Below are 17,212 nucleotides of genomic sequence, written 5' to 3'. Positions count from 1 at the left end.
GAGCAGCTCGGCGAGCGCCTTGGCCAGTTCGGTCTTGCCGACGCCGGTCGGGCCGAGGAAGAGGAAGGAACCGACGGGCCGGTTCGGGTCGCCCACGCCGGCCCGGTTGCGGCGCACCGCCTGGGCGATCGCGGTGACCGCCTCGTCCTGGCCGACGACCCAGGAGTGCAGGGCCTCCTCCAGTTTCAGCAGCCGCTCCTTCTCGGTCTCGGTCAGCTGAGCCGCGAGGCATACAAGCAGCGCAACACCGTCGAGCGGTGCATAAACAGGCTCAAGCACTGGCGCGGCCTGGCCACTCGATACAACAAGACCGCCACCATCTACCTTGCCGGACTCCACCTCGCCGCCATCTTCATCTGGTCGGCGAGGTGATCCGAAGGGAACGGCCTAGTCTGCAGGGCCGTTGGACATTCCGGTGTCTTCGTGAATCAACTCCGGGTCGCCGGGCTGCCGGTTGGCGAGTGCGGCCGCCACGGCGATGAAGGCCGTATACAGAGCCTGGTCGACAAGTGTGACGGCGCCGGCATCGCGGAACAGCCATCCGCCGTCGCCGCGGCGTGGGCTCCCGCCGCGCGGCGGCATCGTGTGCGTGTGCCGCAAAGGGGTCGGGATCATGGGCGGGATCATCGCGAGCAAGCTGGGCATCTACCTCGCCCTCGCCTTGGCTGGCGAAGGCGACCTCGAAGGGGAAACCGTCGTCGCCGACCGCGCGCCGCAGCGTCCGCAACACCTGCTCTGGATCGTCGTAGGCCGTTGACGAAGAAGGGCTTGCCGCCCCGGCCAAAGCCGATCGGCTGGGGCCCGCAGGTTCGTCGAGCAGCACGGCGGCCTGCGTGAACTCCTCGGCGAGCTCCCCCTCGGGTTCGAAGCCGAAGCCGCGCGTGTAGTCGGCGGCCCCGAACACCAGAGCGCGGGCGAGGTCGGCCGGAACCTGCACATGCCCCTCGAAGGCGCTGAGGTAGAGCCCCCCGGTGCCTGGCCGGCCGACTCTCACTCATCGGCTCCGGAGCGGGCGCGTTTCTTCACCCCCAGACACCACACGTCCCGCAGGAACCCCGCGGCCTGCGCCTTCGTTGAACGCGTGCTGTCCGCGGCGACGAGCACCGCGACCAGGCCGCGCACCTCCTCCGCGTCGGAAGCGCCGGGGTCAAGGCCCGCCCACTGCGGCGCACCCTCAAGATCCACACTGCGGTTCCAGCCGGCGTTCACCCAGCTACGAGGCTCGCCGCGACCCGGCCCCGAGGCCGCGACCGCGCCATTCAGCACCCCGACAACGTCTGCGGCGCTCATCCCCATCGCCCTGGCGATCGCCTTCACCGACCGACCCTGCTGATCAAGCAGCCGCACCCGCGCAACAAGCGACTCATCCACTGGTGGAAGCCTCGGCTGACGCAGAGCCCTTGAGGTCGGAACACTGTTCTATTCTCGCCTCCGCACGGGGTGATGGTCACTCCGGGATTCCGGAAGGACACGGACATGCAGTGGTCGTGGCAGTGGTTGGGGCGGATCTGGTCGGCTTCGCGGGGGGCGGTGCGTGGGCGTCCGGTCGTCTTCGGCGTGGGACTCGGGGTCGTGGTCGCCGCCGCGGTGGCGGCGGTCTTCCTGTGGCCGTCCACAGGGAAGGACGATGTGGAGCCGACGGCGCGGGCCTACCGCGACGTGGACGCCTGTCTGCTCACCGACAGCCGCGGAATCTCGCCGGGTCTACCGGCGGCGCCGGTGTGGGCCGGCATGCAGGACGCCTCCCTCGCGACCAAGGCGCGGGCGAGTTTCCTGTCGGCGACGGGGCCGGACACCCAGGCGAACGTCGTGCCGTACGTCAACTCTTTGGTGCAGGAGCACTGTTCGGTGGTCGTGGCCGTGGGCTCGACGCCGGTGAACGCCGTGCGTTCGGTGGCGCCCCGTCACAAGGGCGTGCATTTCGTCGTCGTGGGCGACGGGGCGGATTCCGCGAACGTCTCGGTGGTGCGGGAGGGCGACCGGACGAAGGTGAGGGAGCACGTGCGCGAACTTCTCACCTCTCTGACCCGAGCGTCCTGACACATCCCCTTCGAGGAGTTCCATCCGCATACGGACCAGGAATATTGGACTGGTCGGACAACGGTTGCCTTATACCCAGTAAGGATCATGTAAGAAGACCGACTGGCTATGGTCAGAACGTGATCAACAAGGAAGCATCGATCTTGTTTTGTGTTCGCAATGTTTCCTTTAAGGATCGATCATGTCCTCCCCTCAACGTCGCCGCTCAGCGCGGCAACCACGGTGGTTGCGCCGCCGTTGGTTGGCGCGCGGCGTGACCCTGCTGGTCAGCTTCCTGCTCGCGTTCATACCGTCCGCCGAAGAGGCGATGGCGCAGGGAATGACACTCCCGGCTCTGGCCATGCCGAAGATGACCCTGAGCGGCCTCTGGGACTGGCTCAACACCTCGCCGCTCAAGCTGCCCAAGCAGCTCGGCGGTTCGGCGAGCGGGCTGGCCCACACCGCGTCGGCGGCGCGCACGCGCGCGAACGGCGGCCACGGTCACAAGCCGGGCTCCGGCAAGGGCGAACTGCCCGCGGACTCCCGGCACCACCGCGCCACGAAGGAACACACCACGGGCGCCGCGGTGGTCAAGGGGCGTGACGGTTTCGTCGCGGCGACCAGCAAGCGCGACGCGGCCGCCTCGTCGGCGAAGATCGACGTGTTCCGCAACGCGAACGGCACGACGACCAGGCGCGTGTACTTCTCCCGCCACAACTTCCGCGCCCCCGACGGCTCCTGGAAGCCGATCGACACCACGCCGGTGAAGTCCGGCGGACGTTGGCGGGAGAAGGCCAACGACGTGGCGGTCGACCTCGCCGGTGTGGCGGGCGACGTGCGGCTGGCGTCGGTGGAGTCCGGCTCCGGGCACAACGTGGCGTACGCGCTGAAGGGCGCGCAGGACGTGCCGGGCGTCACGGACGCGGACGGCACCGTCTCCTACGCCGGCGTGCTGCCGGACACAGACCTGGAGCTGGTACCGCTGGCGGACGGCGTCAAGGAGAAGATCGTCCTGTCCTCGGCGAAGGCGCCGACGTCGTGGTCGTTCAAGCTGGACGCCTCGGGTCTGACGCCGCGCCTCGCCGACCAGGGGTCGGTCGAGTTCACCGACGCCTCGGGCGCCGTGGTGGAGCGGATTCCGCACGCGTTCATGCAGGACTCGAACGTGAACCGCAGGTCCGGCGAGCCGACGACCTCGCAGGCGGTGGAGTACGGTCTCTCGCGGTCCGGCGACGACTGGATCCTGACCATGACGGCGGACCGTTCGTGGCTGGGTGCCAAGGACCGGGTGTGGCCGGTCACGGTGGACCCGACGCTGGCCGTGAGCGACAGCACGTACGCCGAGAGCAACCTCTCGGGCGACCACTCCACGGAGGACGTGCTCAAGGTCGGCTCCTACGACTCCGGCACGCACAGCGCCAACTCGTTCCTGCACCTGACGGGTCTGACCGGCATGATCACCGGTCAGACCGTGTCGGCGGCGAGCCTGCACCTCTTCGACATCTGGGCCGCGACCTGTACCGCTGAGCCGTTCTCCGTCGCCCCGATCAGTGCCTCGTGGACAAGTTCGGCGGTGACGTCCTACCCAGGCCCGGCGTACGGCAGCCCCGCGCTGGGGCAGCTGACCGCCAACCCGGGTGCGGCGTGCACCAACTCCGGCGGTTCGCGGACCACGGGTACGTGGATGAACGTGCCGCTGAACACCACCTGGTTCAACGGCATCGCCGGCGGAACGGTCAGCAACCACGGTCTCGCGCTGTACTCGACGAATACCGACGCCCTGCACTGGAAGCAGTTCGACTCGGTCAACGCCCCCACCAGCTACCGGCCCTACCTGGACCTGACGCTGAACGGGAACGTCGCCCCGCAGATCGACGCCTCCTACCCGCCGGACAACTACAACACCCAGACGCTGAAGCCCGAACTGGTGGCGTACGGCTACGACTCGGACAACTACCCGGGTTCGGCGCTGAAGTACCAGTTCCAGCTCCTGGACGCCTCCACCGGTGCGGTGATCTCCGACTCGGGGCTGATCTCCGGTGGTGACTGGACCGTCCCCTCGGGAAAGATGACCTGGGGCGGCACCTACCTGTGGCAGGTGCGCACCTACGACAGCCTGCTGTACTCGCCGTGGACGCAGAGCGAGCTCACGGCCGTGGTGCCGCAGCCCGTGGTGACCTCGGGTCTGTCGCAGAACACCGACGGACACGACTTCGATCCGAGCGTCGGCAACTACACCACCTCCGACACCGACGCCGACGTGCAGACGGTCGGCCCGTCGCTGTCGGTCGAGCGTGACTACAACTCCCTGGACCCGCGGGTGGACGGCGCGTTCGGCGCGGGCTGGTCGACGGTCGCGGACATGGAGGCCGCGGAGGTCAAGGACTCCTCGGGCGCGGTGGCGAGTGTCAACATCACCTACCCCGACGGTTCGCAGGTCGGCTTCGGCAAGAACGCCGACGGCTCCTTCACCCCGCCGCCGGGGCGCTGGGCGTCCCTGACCGCGACCACCACGCCGGCCGGCTACAAGCTGGTGGACAAGGACGACACCGCCTACCTCTTCCAGAAGGGGATCACGGGCAGGACGGGCGCGTACGCGATCACCTCGATCACGGACTACGCCGGCCGCGCGGAGACCTTCGACTACAGCTCCGGCCCGCTCACCAAGATCACTTCGCAGGTCTCGGGCCGCACGCTGAACTTCACCTGGTCGAAGCCCTCGGGCGCGACCGTCTCCCACGTGGCGACGGTGGCGACCGATCCGGCGACGGCGGGAAACTCCAGCACCATCGAGACCTGGAGCTACGGCTACAGCGGCGACAACCTGACCTCGGTCTGCCCGCCTGCCGACCCCACGCACTGCACCACCTACGGCTACGCCGCCGGCAACCATTACCGGACCACGGTGCTGGACGCGGACCCGTTCGCGTACTGGCGCATGGGTGAGACGTCCGGCACGACGGCCGCCGACGGTGTGGACACCAACGAGGGCAACGTCAACGGCACTTACCACAACGTCACCCTGGGCTCGACCGGGCCGCTGGCGAGCAGCCACGCCGCGTCGTTCAACGGCACCAGCTCGTACCTGTCGATCCCGGGCACGCCGGGCGCGACGCGCACGTACGCGTCGGTGTCGCTCTGGTTCAAGACGTCCCAGGCCGGCGGCGTGCTGTTCTACTACGGTGACAAGCCGCTGACCGACTCCGACCCGGTCGCGAACACCAAGTACAACACCCCGGCGATCTACATCGGCACCAACGGCAAGCTGCACGGCTGCTTCGCGATGGCCGCCGGCTGCAACACCCCGATCCAGTCCGCGACCACGGTCAACAACAACGCCTGGCACCAGGTGGTCCTCACCTCCGCGGGCAACACCCAGTCGATGTACCTCGACGGCGCCCTGGCCGGAACCATGGCCGGCAGCCTGTGGTCCTGGAACCAGCCGTACGTCACCTTCGGCGCGGGTGTGGACACCCACGGCTGGCCCGACATGCCCGCCGACACCCTCGGCCACTACAGCGGTCTGATGGCCGAGGCGGCCATCTTCAACCAGCCGCTGGACGCGGCGACGATCACCAACCAGTACTCGGCGGCCACGACGTCCGCGAAGGTGCTCCAGACCATCACGCTGCCCTCGGGCAAGATCCAGAACAGCGTGCAGTACAACGCGGTCGACGACACCATCTCCCAGGAGACGGACAACAACGGCGGCGTCTGGAAGCTGACCCCGCCCACGGTGACCGGATCCTCGCAGGTCTACCGTTCCGCGGTGATGGGTGCCGGACCCTCCGGCTACTGGCGGCTGAGCGACACCTCGGGTTCCGCCGGGGCCAACGAGGTCAACACCGGCCACGCCACCTACAACAACGTCACCCTCAACGCCGCCGGCCCGTTCGGCGCCAGTGACGTGAAGGCGGCGTCGTTCGCGAAGGCCTCCAGCTCCTGGGCGAGCCCCGGCACGTCGGAGGTCGACACCTCCAAGAGCTTCAGCGTCTCGGCCTGGGTGAACCTCACATCCACCACCAGCAACTACACGGCCGTCAGCCAGGACGGCACGTACCACGCCGGGTTCTACCTCGGTTACGAGCACACCCAGAACAAGTGGGCGCTGCGGGTTCCGACGGCTGACTCCTCGAGCGGCAACCTGACCACGCAGGCCGTGTACTCGACCGCCATCGCGGCGACCGGCCAGTGGACCCACCTCGCGGCCAGCTACGACGCCACGAGCGGCCAGCTCGCGCTCTACGTCAACGGCACGCTCCAGGGCACGATCGCACGGCCGAACGTGTGGTCCGCGACCGGCGCCTTGCAGATCGGACGCGCCCTGTACGCGGGGAACGAGGGCGACTACTGGGAAGGATCGCTCGCCGAGGTCGCGGTCTTCCGTTCGGCCCTGAGCGCCGCCCAGGTGACGCAGCAGTGGTCGGCGTACAAGGCCTCCTCCGGTGTCGCGCCGGTGCGGACGGTGCAGATCCAGGTGCCGACCACCGACGGGTCGACGAAGTACATCACCTACGGCTACGACGTCGACAACGGTGACCGGGTCCTCTTCCAGACGGACGCGCTGGGCAACCGCACCACCTACGGGTACGACACCTCCGGCTTCCTCTACACCACCACGGACCCGGACGGGAACACGACCACGACCGGTCACGACGTGCGTGGCAACGTGGTGTCGAAGACGACGTGCCAGGACCAGTCGCAGAACCTGTGCGCGACGGAGTACTACACCTACTATCCGGACGACACGACGGCGAACCCGACGCCGGACCCGCGCAACGACCTGATGCTCACCGAGCGGGACGGGCGCTCCTCCGGTCCGACGGACAACACGTACCTGACGAGCTACGGCTACGACCAGTACGGCAACCAGACGACGGTGACCACCCCGCCGGTGCCGGGCTTCCCGGCCGGCCGGACCTCGACGACGACCTACACCACGGCGACCACGGCCGCCGCGGACAGCGGGTACGCCCCGGCGTACCTGGAGGCGTCCACCGTCACGCCGGGTGGCGCGACCACGACGTACACCTACAACCACAACGGTGACCTGGCGCGGCAGACGGACGCCAACGGCGCGTCGGTCAACTTCGGTTACGACAACATCGGCCGGAAGCTGAGCAGCACCGAGATATCGGACAGCTACCCGGCGGGTCTGACGACGTCGTACACGTACGACAAGGACGACCAGGTCGTTTCCGAGACCGCCCCGCCCGTCCTCGACCGCGTGACCAGCGCGACCCACACCGCGCAGACGACGACGGTCTACGACACCGACGGCAACCCTCTCTCCGAGACGATCAAGGACCTGACCGGCGGGGACGGACAGCGCCGCACCGAGTGGACCTACGACTCGGGCAACCGCATGGCCACCAAGTCGGAGGTCTCGGCCTTCAACGCGGACGGCTCGGACAAGACGCTCCTGACCACGACCTACACGCACGACGTGTACGGCAACGTGGTCACCGAGGTCGACCCGTCGGGGAACGAGACGGACTACACCTTCGACGCCGACAACCGTGGGATCACCACCACGCAGCCCGGCTACACAGGTGACCCGGACAACCCGTCCCCCGCACGCACCCTGACGCTGGACTCGCGGGCGTACGACCCGGCGGGACGTCTCGCCTCGGTCACGAACTCGATGGGCTTCACGACGTCCTACACCTACACGGACAACGGGCTCCCGGCGACGATCACCCGCACGGACGCGGTGACGGACCCGGCCCACCCGAAGTCGTTCGTGGACCAGGTCAACACCTACGACGCCGCCGACAACCTGATCAAGCAGGTCTCCGACGACGGCGCGGCCACGACCACCTTCGCGGTGGACGCGGCGTCCCGCACGACCACCACGACGCTGGACCCCGCCGGGTTGAACCGCAGCGACACGGTGTCGTACGACCCGGACGACCACGTGGTCACGTCCACGCACACCGGCGCCTCCGGTACGCCTGAGACGACGTCGTACTCCTACGACGCGCTCGGCAACACCCTCTCGGCGACGGTGCACGACGCCAACACCGCGCCGGTCGGCCGCTGGAAGCTGAACGAGACGTCCGGAACCAACGCGGCCGACTCCTCCGGGGCGAACAACCCCGCGACCGCCGCGAGCGGTGTGACGAGGTCGACCGACCACGGCGGCAGCGCCGTGTTCAACGGCACGTCCACGTCGTACGCGGAGACCGCGAGTCCGGTCGTGGACACCGCGACGAGCTACACCGTCTCGGCGTGGGTCAAGCTCGGCTCCTCGGCGAGCAACTCCACGTTCGTCTCCCAGAACGGCACCACCACCAGCGGCTTCCAGCTGTACTACTCCTCCGGGTCCAACGCCTGGGCGTTCGGTGGTCACGCCAGTGACACCACCGGCGCCGCCTGGACCGCTGCGTCCGGCGGCACTCCTGTCGTGGGTCAGTGGACCCACCTGACCGGTGTCTACAACGCCGCGGCGAGCCAGTTCGAGCTCTACGTCAACGGTGCTCTGGCCGGCACGAAGGCCTTCACGACCCCGTGGAACGCCACCAGCACCTTCGACATCGCCCGGAAGAAGTCCGCGGGCACCTGGGGCGAGTACGCCAACGGCTCGATAGCCGATGTCCAGGCCTACTCCAGCGCACTGTCCGCCACGCAGGTCTCGAGCCTGTACGGCGGGACGCTCCCTGTGGCGAACTCGACCGTGCACACCACGCGGGCGGACCTGGACCAGCGGGGACTTCCCCTCTGGGCGGCCGACGCGAACGGCAACGTCACGTCCTACGCCTACGACGAGGCCGGGAATCCCGCGGTCACGACGGCGCCGACGGCGAACTCGGAGACGGTCGACGCGGCGACGGGCACCTCGACCGTCGGGGCCTCGCACGCGGTCGCCTACAACGGTTACAACACCTTCGGCGAGGTGGCGGAGACCAAGGACCCGAACGGCAACGTCATCACGACCGGGTACGACCCGCTGGGTCAGCAGGTCTCGCAGACCATGCCCACGTACACGCCGCCGGGTTCCTCGACGCCGATCACGCCGGTGACCTCGACGCAGTACAACAGCGCCGGTCAGATCACCTCCGAGACCGACGCGCTGGGCAAGGTCACGTCCTACACCTACGACCAACTCGGCGACCAGGTCGACGAGACGCTGCCGGGCGGACGCACGACCCACACCGCCTACGACACCAACGGTGACCTGCTGTCGGTGACCGACCCCACCGGCGCGGTGACCCAGGCCACCTACGACTACCTGGGCCACCAGCTCACCTCCACCCGGGTCGAGCGCCGGCCGTCGCAGGCCGCGTACACCACCACCAACCACTACGACGCCCCCGGCGGCCTGCTGTCGTCGTCGGTGTCGCCGGACGGTGTGACCACGTCGTTCACCTACAACGCGGCCGGTGAGCAGACCACGGTCGTGGACGGGGCGAACAACACCACCCAGTACGCCTACGACCTGGACGGCCGCCAGACCAAGGTCACCAACCCGGACGGCACTTTCTCGACGACGACGTACGACGCCTTCGGCAACGCGGTCGGCACCGCGGACTACGACGCCACCTCGATGGTGCGCCGCACCACCTCCGCGCAGTACGACCCGGAGGGCAACCTGACGTCCTCCACCGACGGCAACGGCCACACCACCACCCTCGCCTACGACGCGACGGGAATGGTGACCAAGGAGGTACAGCCGGTCGCGGCCGGACAGTCGATCACGACCTCGTTCGGATACGACGCGGTCGGCAACATCACCCGGTTCACCGACGGCAACGGCTACGACGCCTCCGGCAACCCCGTCGCCGGACACGACTGGCTGACCACGTACAACAAGTGGGGCCTGCCGGAGTCGCAGATCGAGCCGTCCACGCCTGCCTACCCGGCGGTCGCGGACCGGACCTACACCACCGTCTACGACGCCGACGCGCGGGTGACGCAGCAGCTGTCCCCCGGCGGCGTGTCCGTCGTCGACTCCTACGACTCGACCACGGGAGACCTGACCAGGCAGACCGGCACCGGTGCCGAGGCGGCGACCGCGGACCACACCTTCGGCTACGACGCCGACGGCCGCGTCACCTCCGCCGCCGCTCCGAACACGGACGACACCTTCACCTACGACGACCGTGGCAACCTGCTCAGCACCGCCGGACCGTCGGGAACCTCGTCCTTCGCCTACGGCGGCGACGGGGAGATGACCAGGCGCACCGACGCGGCGGGCACCTCCACCTACGGTTACGACACCGCGGGCCGGCTGAAGACCATCGCTGACGCCGCCACCGGGTCCACCGCCACCGTCAGCTACAACACGATGTCGCTGCCGTCGTCCATCTCCTACGGGACCGGCAAGGCGAACCGCACCCTGCAGTACGACTGGGCGCACCGGCTCACCAGCGACACCCTCACCAAGCCGGCGGGCGGGACCGAGGCATCGGTCACCTACGGCTACGACCTGAACGACAACGAGACCTCCAAGACCACCACCGGATTCTCAGGGGCCGCGACCAACACCTACACCTACGACTGGGCCGACCGGCTCTCCTCCTGGAACAACGGCACCACCACGACCACCTACGGCTACGACAACGCGGGCAACCGCACCAGAGTCGGCGCGGACACCTACACGTACAACGCCCGCAACGAACTGACGTCGGACGGCCACAGCACCTACAGCTACACCGCCCGTGGCACCCTGCGCTCCGTCGTCGACGCACAGAGCCAGACCACCAGCACCACGGCGGACGCCTTCAACCGGGTGATCACCTCCGGGACAAAGACGTACACCTATGACGGCCTGGACCGGATGGTCACCGCCAACAACGGGGGCACCAACCAGACCTTCGCCTACACCGGTACCGACAACAACCTGGCCTCCGACGGCTTCAGCACCTACAGTCGCGACCCCGGTGGCGCACTGATCGGCATCAACGCAGGCGGCACCAAGGTGCTGGCCATGACCGACGTGCACGACGACGTGGTCGGCCAGTTCACCGACGCCGGCACGGCGCTGACCGGATCGACCACCTACGACCCGTTCGGCAAGGTCCTCGCCACGCAGAGCATGGTCGGGGCCCTGGGCTACCAGTCGGAGTGGACCGACCCGGACACCTCCCAGGTCGACATGGCCGCCCGTTGGTACAACCCCAACATCGGCCAGTTCTCCTCCCGGGACACCGTCGCCAACAGCCCCATCCCGGACTCGGTCGGCGCGGACCGCTTCGCCTACGGCGACGACAACCCGCTGACCAACACCGACCCCACCGGCCACTGGTCGCTGTGGGGCGCGGTGAAGTCCATCAAGAAGAAGGCCTCCCACGCCTGGCACCACTCCAGCCTGCGCCGTCACCTGAAGTCGGCCGCCAGGCACGTCAAGAACTTCGTGAAGCAGGTGAAGAAGCACGGACTGAAGGCCGCGATCAAGAAGGTCGCCAAGCACTACGCCAGGAAGGCGGTCAAGTACGTCCGTGACCACCATCCCACCCTCTACCACTACGCCAAGCACTACTACCACCGTGCCCGGCAGATCGTGCACCATGCGATCAAGAGCGCGAAACAGCACTACCATCACGCCGTCGCACAGCTCAGGAAAGCCGGCAAGGCGGTCGGCGGTGCGCTGAAGAAGGCCAAGAAGGCCGCGTCCGCGTTCATCAAGAAGCACAAGACCGCCATCGTCGCGACGCTCGTCACCCTGGCGGTGGTCGGTGCGGCCGTCTGTATCGTCGCCACCGCCGGCGCCTGCATCGGAGCCATCGGCGGCGCCATGCTCGAGGGCGTCGCGATGGGAGGCGCCGGAGGCGCACTCGCCGGCGGCATCACAGCCGCTATCGCGGAAGGCGGTTCAGCCCTCATCGGCGCCGGTGTCGCAGCCACGGCGGGCGGAGGCGCCCTCGCGGTCGAGTCGGCCGCCGGCGAGGAAGGGGCAGCAGGTTCGTCCGCGGCCAAGTCGGTCAGCTCTGCCTCGCCGAAGTCGGCCGGAGGAACCGCCAAGGCCGGAGGCGGCGCCAAGGGCGACGAGGGCGGTGGCCTCAAGGCACCCAAGAAGGGGTCGTCCGAGACGCGGACGTGCGGCTGCAGGTGCAGCTTCTCCCCAGACACCAAGGTCCTGATGGGAGACGGCAAGACCAAGGCGATCGGCAAGATCAAGGTCGGCGACAAAGTCGAGGCCGCGAGCGCCAAGACGGGTAAGCACGAGGGCGTTCGCACGGTCCAGCACGTACTGATCAACCACGACCGTGACCTGCTCGACCTGACCGTCCGCACGAAGGGCGGCCATACCGCCACCCTCCACACCACGGCCAACCATCCCTTCTGGAACGACACCACCCACACGTGGGTTGCCGCTGGTGAACTTCATCAAGGTGATGCCCTCAACACGGCCACCAATGGCCACGTCTACGTCGTCGCCACCCGTATAACCCCAGGTGCGGCGAACCGTTGGAACCTTACCGTCCAGCAACTCCACACGTACTATGTGCTGGCAGGTGCGACGCCAGTCCTGGTGCACAACAAGGGGTGCGACGACGACGAGGACGGCGGCAACTGGACTCCTAACGAGGAGTACTCGCACAAGGAAACCAAGGGACGCCACGAAGCAAACGAGGAATACTACTCGGTCGACCCGGAAACTCACGATCTAGTGACCGAGTATCTCAACAACCCCAACATGCCACCGCGGGAAAATCCGGACGGAAGCGTCGACCAGTTCACGGGACGAGACCTCACCAAGCAGCAGAAGAGATTCTGGGGGTCCTGGAAGGATTCACCGATCTACTGGAACGGTAAACCGGGCAACCAGATAAGGATCATGGTGAATCCAAAAACTGGCGAGATCGCCTACTTCCCCCTGACAAGTAAAGGCGTGCACAACTACGGGTCGCCAAAGATTTACAAGTGGAGGTAGTCTAAAGTGAGCGGTGCACGGAATCCCTTGAGGGGTTCCGTGCACCGCTTCATCTCATCATCTATTAATTTCGTCAGGTTTTCCCAGAAAGGCTGCCATTATGGACCACCTTGAGCGCCTTGCTCCCGGCGGACTGATTTACCTAGAAATGATGGACCCGGAGCATCCGCTCATCCCACCAACACTCGCCACTCGGGCCTCGGGGTATCCGCCAGCATCCGGAAAATGGCCCCGATCGGTCATCGACAGCGGAACTCCTGATTTCGTCACCATGGCGAACAAAGGCTGGTTCGACCTTTCCAGTGAAGGAGGTCTTTTCGCTGCCGATCGGGAATTCCTAGTAGCCACCGAGACTCACGACGGAGACTGGTGGTGGGCGCGCGTCAGGCTGGCCGAGTCCTGGGACATCATGGGTGCGGGGTCCGCTGCCGCACTCGGAAGCGGTTTCGGTGCACCGGAGTTCGCAATGCTGTCACTGACCGGAGACGTCATCGTTTGTGGCACTACGGGGGATTCCTCGATCGGCACTGTCCTGGTGAATGACTTCCGCACTCTCACCGGCCTTCGCGAACTCGCGAATTGGAAAGCAGAATGGCGGGGGACACCTCAACAGGAGCGGTCGGCTTCCCGGAGATGGCTTGAGTCCATCGGGCACCGAGGTGAATGAGGCGATGATCGCCCGCATAACGTTTTTCTAGTCGATCAATTTTCGACATCGACTCCATCAATTGGCGAATGGCCCTGCCGGATTTTTCCCCGGCGGGGCCATTCGCGTTGGTCGATAAAACCATCCACATCCTCGCGGGCTCCACGCGAAAAGCCGGAACCGGTCTGGGTCATCGGGCATGCGTGACGCGCGGAAGCGGTCAGGCGGGCTGCCAGAGTTCGATGCGGTTGCCCTCCGGGTCGGTGACCCAGCCGAAGCGGCCCGCGCCGTTCATTTCCTGGGTCTCCTCGGCCACGTCGGCGCCTGCGGCGCGGAGCTGCGTGAGCATCGCGTCCAGGTCGCGGACGCGGAGGTTGAGCATGGTCTGCTGGGTGCGCGACTCGAAGTAGTCGGTGTCGGCCTCGAACATCGCGAACACCGTCGGCCCCTCCCCCTGCCGCCACAGACCGTTCTCGCCGACGTCCAGGCCGAGGCAGTCGCGGTACCGCGCGCTCAGGGCCGCCGGGTCAGACGCCCGCAGGAAATATCCACCGATTCCCCGTACTCGTTCCATGGCGCCATCCTGCCGGATATCCGTTCGCCCCGGGCGGCCGCCCGGCCTACGCTCGGCCCCATGAACAGGCCACTCGTCGCCATCCTCAGCGGAGCGGGGTATCTCCACCGACTCGGGCATCCCGGACTACTTCGGCCCGAACGGTACGCATGATGGTCCACCCGAAGACGGGTGAAATCGCCTGGTTCCCGATCAGGAACGGGACACGCCAATATGGAGATCCCAGGCACTACAAGTACCTGACGAGAAAGTGATCTGAGGGCGGGCGGGCCGTCACACAACACGGCCCGCCCGTCGGCTAGACCGAAGAAAGAAAGAAGGAAGAAAGAGTGACGGCCGACTTTCCACAGGAACTTGCGGAAAATCTCTCCCGCGCCGGATTCACCTTCCTGGAAGTGGTCGCCACTCGGGACGATCTCGTTCCCTATCTCGTCGCGCGGTATGTGACGTACCTGGGGTTGGAAGACGGCCGCTCGGACGTCGTCATCGAACATGACGAACCGAACCTGGGTGCAAGGTTCAACGCGGAATGGGAGCGTGCGGCCCAGGAGTGCGGCCTTTTCTCGACAGCGCGTGACGGTCGACGGGAATTTCTGCTCGGCTTGGACATATCGGCCGATGCGCCGGATGCGGAAGACGAGGAGAGTCCTCCCGCCTATCGATGGGTGCGTGTCCTGCTCCGCGACGAATGGGACATCGCCGGCGTCGGCTGTGCGAACGGAGTCTTCGGATCGGGTGAGAGCAACCCGACCTTCGCCGCGACGTCGTTGAGCGGTGACGTGGTGATGGTTGCCGGATACTGGCAGGTCGGTATCGGGTTCACTCTCGCTTCGCACCCTGAACGCATTGCGACGCTGCGGAAGCACGCGAAGCGCATCGCATCCTACGAGCACGTCGAACCTGCGCAACGGCAGTGGGCCGAACGCTGGCTCGCCCACAATCAGGCACGATGACGCGAGTGAAGCCCTCCGGAAGCTTTCAGGAGGGCTTCACTTTTTTCACCGGCCCGTGCGGAAGCGGTCAGGCGGGCTGCATCGCGTCCAGGTCGCGGACGCGGAAGGTGAGCATCGTCTGTTGGGTGGGGGACCACAGGCCACTCGTCGCCATCCTCAGCGGAGCGGGTATCTCCACCGACGCGGGAATTCCGGACTACCGCGGCCCGGTCGGTCCGTTCCGCCCCTGAGCCGTCGAGCCCCTGTGACCGAGTAAGCACCCGCGGCACGAAGGGAGTCGTGACAGGAGCGGCGGCTGCGAGGCGCAGCAACCGAGGAGCGATCTGAAGATCACGCGATGCCGGTCCGCGGAGTGTTCGGGGGAACGCCGCGCACACGCATCCTGCAAGGCCGGGCCCGCCGCTCACGCGACGCGCCCGGCCTTCGTCGTTGAAAGCAGGAAAACGCAGCCGGAACCAACCGCCGCACCGCGGCACAACAACTCGCATCACCAGGCGCTGCGCCTGCCCAAAGGAACCCATCCCACATGGCCATCCCCTCCGCCAGCGAACTCCGCGCCGAGAACCTGCTGCTCACCCGGGCCCTTGAACGGGTCAACGCCACCATCACCTAAGGTCACCCTGGCCGTCATGGCCGGCACCATCGCCGCCCTCGTGGCCTACATCGTGGTCGACCACTTGGGGGCCTCACCACTGACCGCGGTCGGTTCCAGCGGCAGCACATTCGTGGTCGCGGCCGGCTTCGTCTTCACCGTCCAAGACAAGCTCCGGCGGCCCTAGCTAGGGCGTGTATCGAAAGTGGATCTTGAATGTTCGTGACACGTGGAGATCTGACGGATGCGCAATGGGAGGTGCGGGAACCGCTGTTGCCGAAGGGCAAGAAGCCCGGACGGCCGCTGACGTGGGCCAGGCGGCAGCTGATCGACGGCATACGGTTCCGGGTCCGCACCGGCGTCCCCTGGCGGGACCTGCCAGCCGAGTACGGACCGTGGGGCCGGGCGTACGACCTGTTCCGCCGGTGGCCAGCGGGACGGCACCTGGCATCGGATCTTCACCGCGCTGCAGGCCCGGGCCGATGCGAAAGAGCTGATCACCTGGGACAATCAACGTCGACTCCACGGTGTGCCGGGCCCACCAGCACGCCGCCGGGGCGAGGAAAAAGGGGAGCTGCAGCAGGAGCCGCCCGGTGGCGTCGCCGTCGAGCCGGACGACCACGGGCTCCGGCGCTCGCGCGGTGGGGGACCACCAAGCTGCACCTGGCCGTCGAACAGGGCCACAAGCCCATGTCCATCGTGATCACGGCCGGGCAGCGGGGTGATTCCCCGCAGTTCGAGCCCGTCCTGAACAAGGTCCGTGTCCCGCGTCTCGGGCCGGGCAGGCCGCGCACCCGGCCAGCTCGGGTGCGCGCCGACAAGGCGTACGCCGCCCGGAAGAACCGTGCTTACCTGCGGCGGCGCGGGATCCTCTGCACCATCCCGGACCAGGTCCGCAACCGCAAGAAGCGCGGTTCCAGCGGCGGCCGGCCGCCGAAGTTCGCCCCGCAGGACTACAAGGCTCGGCACGCGGTCGAGTGCGGGATCAATCGCCTCAAGAGGCGCCGGGCCGTGGCCACGAGGTACGACAAGCTCGCGGTGCGCTACGAGGCGACCGTCATCGTCGCGGCCATCAACGAGTGGCTGTGATTGCCTGCAACGCCGTCGGGATGGTGAACTGCAGCTCCGGGCGTTCCCAGGCAACCTTCGGCGGCGATGGAGCAACTGTCCCCACGCGCTTCGCGCCCATGCGTCGGTAGAACACCTCTGCCGGCGGATGGGCCACCACGCGCACACTGGTCAGCCCGGCTTCCCCGGCCTGAACGATCATGTGCTCGACCAGGTGCCGACCGATACCCAGCCCCTGCGCTTCATCGGAGACGAACGCCAAGTCCAACTCCGACGGCTCCAGCACGAGGGAGTAGAAGCCCAGTATCCGGTCGGATGCATCGACGGCCACGAAAACCCCATGGCGGGCGATGTACTCCGCTGTGACCCGGTATCCGGAGATGATCGAGGCGTACTGCCCTTGATAGGCCCTGGACTGCTGAATCAGCGAGGTAAGGCGCTGCGCATCCTGCGCGACGGCACGCCTGATCGTCGTGGACTGCAT

General features: G+C 67.2%; 11 protein-coding genes and 2 pseudogenes. 8 read left to right on the top strand and 5 right to left on the bottom strand.

The genetic code is table 11. The annotated features are described in order from the left end of the window. Positions 1–222 (bottom strand): annotated as a pseudogene (locus tag ACF1GV_RS41040) (hypothetical protein); the annotation flags it as partial. A 165-nt stretch (positions 223–387) separates the two neighbouring features. Further along, on the bottom strand, positions 388–615 hold the full coding sequence (locus ACF1GV_RS41035; protein ID WP_391692045.1) for a hypothetical protein: 228 nt from the start codon (positions 613–615) through the stop codon (positions 388–390). Between ACF1GV_RS41035 and ACF1GV_RS41030 the strand changes: the two genes are divergently transcribed. Next, the gene (locus ACF1GV_RS41030; RefSeq protein ID WP_391692043.1) at positions 614–757 is read left to right on the top strand and encodes a hypothetical protein; all 144 of its coding nucleotides are present in this window, start codon (positions 614–616) and stop codon (positions 755–757) included. The genes ACF1GV_RS41035 and ACF1GV_RS41030 overlap by 2 nt on opposite strands. A 233-nt stretch (positions 758–990) precedes the next feature. Here the strand turns inward: ACF1GV_RS41030 and ACF1GV_RS41025 are convergent, their stop codons facing one another. Next, a complete protein-coding gene (locus ACF1GV_RS41025) occupies positions 991–1,371 on the bottom strand; it encodes a hypothetical protein (protein WP_391692041.1) in 381 nt (126 codons plus the stop codon). 105 nt (positions 1,372–1,476) lie between these two features. On the opposite strand from ACF1GV_RS41025, the gene ACF1GV_RS41020 reads away from it, so the two are divergent. The 3 genes from ACF1GV_RS41020 to ACF1GV_RS41010 all read left to right on the top strand — a co-directional run bounded on the left by ACF1GV_RS41020 (position 1,477) and on the right by ACF1GV_RS41010 (position 12,895). Continuing rightward, complete coding sequence (locus ACF1GV_RS41020) at positions 1,477–2,040, top strand: BMP family ABC transporter substrate-binding protein (protein WP_391692039.1); 564 nt, start codon at positions 1,477–1,479, stop codon at positions 2,038–2,040. Positions 2,041–2,159: 119 nt separating this feature from the next. Beyond that, positions 2,160–2,297, top strand: a complete 138-nt coding sequence (locus ACF1GV_RS41015) for a hypothetical protein (RefSeq protein WP_391692037.1) — start codon at positions 2,160–2,162, stop codon at positions 2,295–2,297. Further along, positions 2,294–12,895: a LamG-like jellyroll fold domain-containing protein gene (locus ACF1GV_RS41010; protein WP_391692035.1), complete on the top strand. Its 10,602-nt coding sequence runs from the start codon at positions 2,294–2,296 to the stop codon at positions 12,893–12,895. The genes ACF1GV_RS41015 and ACF1GV_RS41010 overlap by 4 nt, the downstream gene beginning before the upstream one ends. A gap of 866 nt (positions 12,896–13,761) precedes the next feature. On the opposite strand, the gene ACF1GV_RS41005 is transcribed toward ACF1GV_RS41010, so the two are convergent. Beyond that, entirely contained in the window at positions 13,762–14,115 is a 354-nt protein-coding gene (locus ACF1GV_RS41005; protein WP_391692033.1) for a VOC family protein, read from the bottom strand. Between the two features lie 60 nt (positions 14,116–14,175). On the opposite strand from ACF1GV_RS41005, the pseudogene ACF1GV_RS41000 reads away from it, so the two are divergent. The 4 genes and pseudogenes from ACF1GV_RS41000 to ACF1GV_RS40985 form a co-directional block, all read left to right on the top strand. Then, positions 14,176–14,281: pseudogene (locus ACF1GV_RS41000) on the top strand (NAD-dependent deacetylase); the annotation flags it as partial. A gap of 163 nt (positions 14,282–14,444) precedes the next feature. Then, a complete protein-coding gene (locus tag ACF1GV_RS40995) occupies positions 14,445–15,068 on the top strand; it encodes a hypothetical protein (RefSeq protein WP_391692031.1) in 624 nt (207 codons plus the stop codon). A gap of 629 nt (positions 15,069–15,697) precedes the next feature. Further along, entirely contained in the window at positions 15,698–15,847 is a 150-nt protein-coding gene (locus ACF1GV_RS40990) for a hypothetical protein (protein ID WP_391692029.1), read from the top strand. A gap of 29 nt (positions 15,848–15,876) precedes the next feature. Beyond that, complete coding sequence (locus tag ACF1GV_RS40985) at positions 15,877–16,749, top strand: IS5 family transposase (protein ID WP_391692027.1); 873 nt, start codon at positions 15,877–15,879, stop codon at positions 16,747–16,749. Here ACF1GV_RS40985 and ACF1GV_RS40980 read toward each other — a convergent pair. Further along, complete coding sequence (locus tag ACF1GV_RS40980) at positions 16,733–17,212, bottom strand: GNAT family N-acetyltransferase (RefSeq protein ID WP_391692025.1); 480 nt, start codon at positions 17,210–17,212, stop codon at positions 16,733–16,735. The two genes, ACF1GV_RS40985 and ACF1GV_RS40980, sit on opposite strands and share 17 nt — an antisense overlap.

The sequence above is a fragment of the Streptomyces sp. NPDC014006 genome (assembly GCF_043088925.1).
In the GTDB taxonomy this organism is placed as follows: Bacteria; Actinomycetota; Actinomycetes; order Streptomycetales; family Streptomycetaceae; genus Streptomyces.
This window is presented reverse-complemented; position numbering and strand designations above follow the sequence as displayed.

Excerpts from the sequence above, each read along its gene's own strand:
- ACF1GV_RS41005 (WP_391692033.1), bottom strand. The coding sequence starts at position 14,115 with ATGGAACGAGTACGGGGAATCGGTGGATATTTCCTGCGGGCGTCTGAC.
- ACF1GV_RS40985 (WP_391692027.1), top strand. The coding sequence starts at position 15,877 with ATGTTCGTGACACGTGGAGATCTGACGGATGCGCAATGGGAGGTGCGG.
- ACF1GV_RS40990 (WP_391692029.1), top strand. The coding sequence starts at position 15,698 with ATGGCCGGCACCATCGCCGCCCTCGTGGCCTACATCGTGGTCGACCAC.
- ACF1GV_RS41020 (WP_391692039.1), top strand. The coding sequence starts at position 1,477 with ATGCAGTGGTCGTGGCAGTGGTTGGGGCGGATCTGGTCGGCTTCGCGG.
- ACF1GV_RS40980 (WP_391692025.1), bottom strand. The coding sequence starts at position 17,212 with ATGCAGTCCACGACGATCAGGCGTGCCGTCGCGCAGGATGCGCAGCGC.
- ACF1GV_RS41030 (WP_391692043.1), top strand. The coding sequence starts at position 614 with ATGGGCGGGATCATCGCGAGCAAGCTGGGCATCTACCTCGCCCTCGCC.
- ACF1GV_RS41035 (WP_391692045.1), bottom strand. The coding sequence starts at position 615 with ATGATCCCGACCCCTTTGCGGCACACGCACACGATGCCGCCGCGCGGC.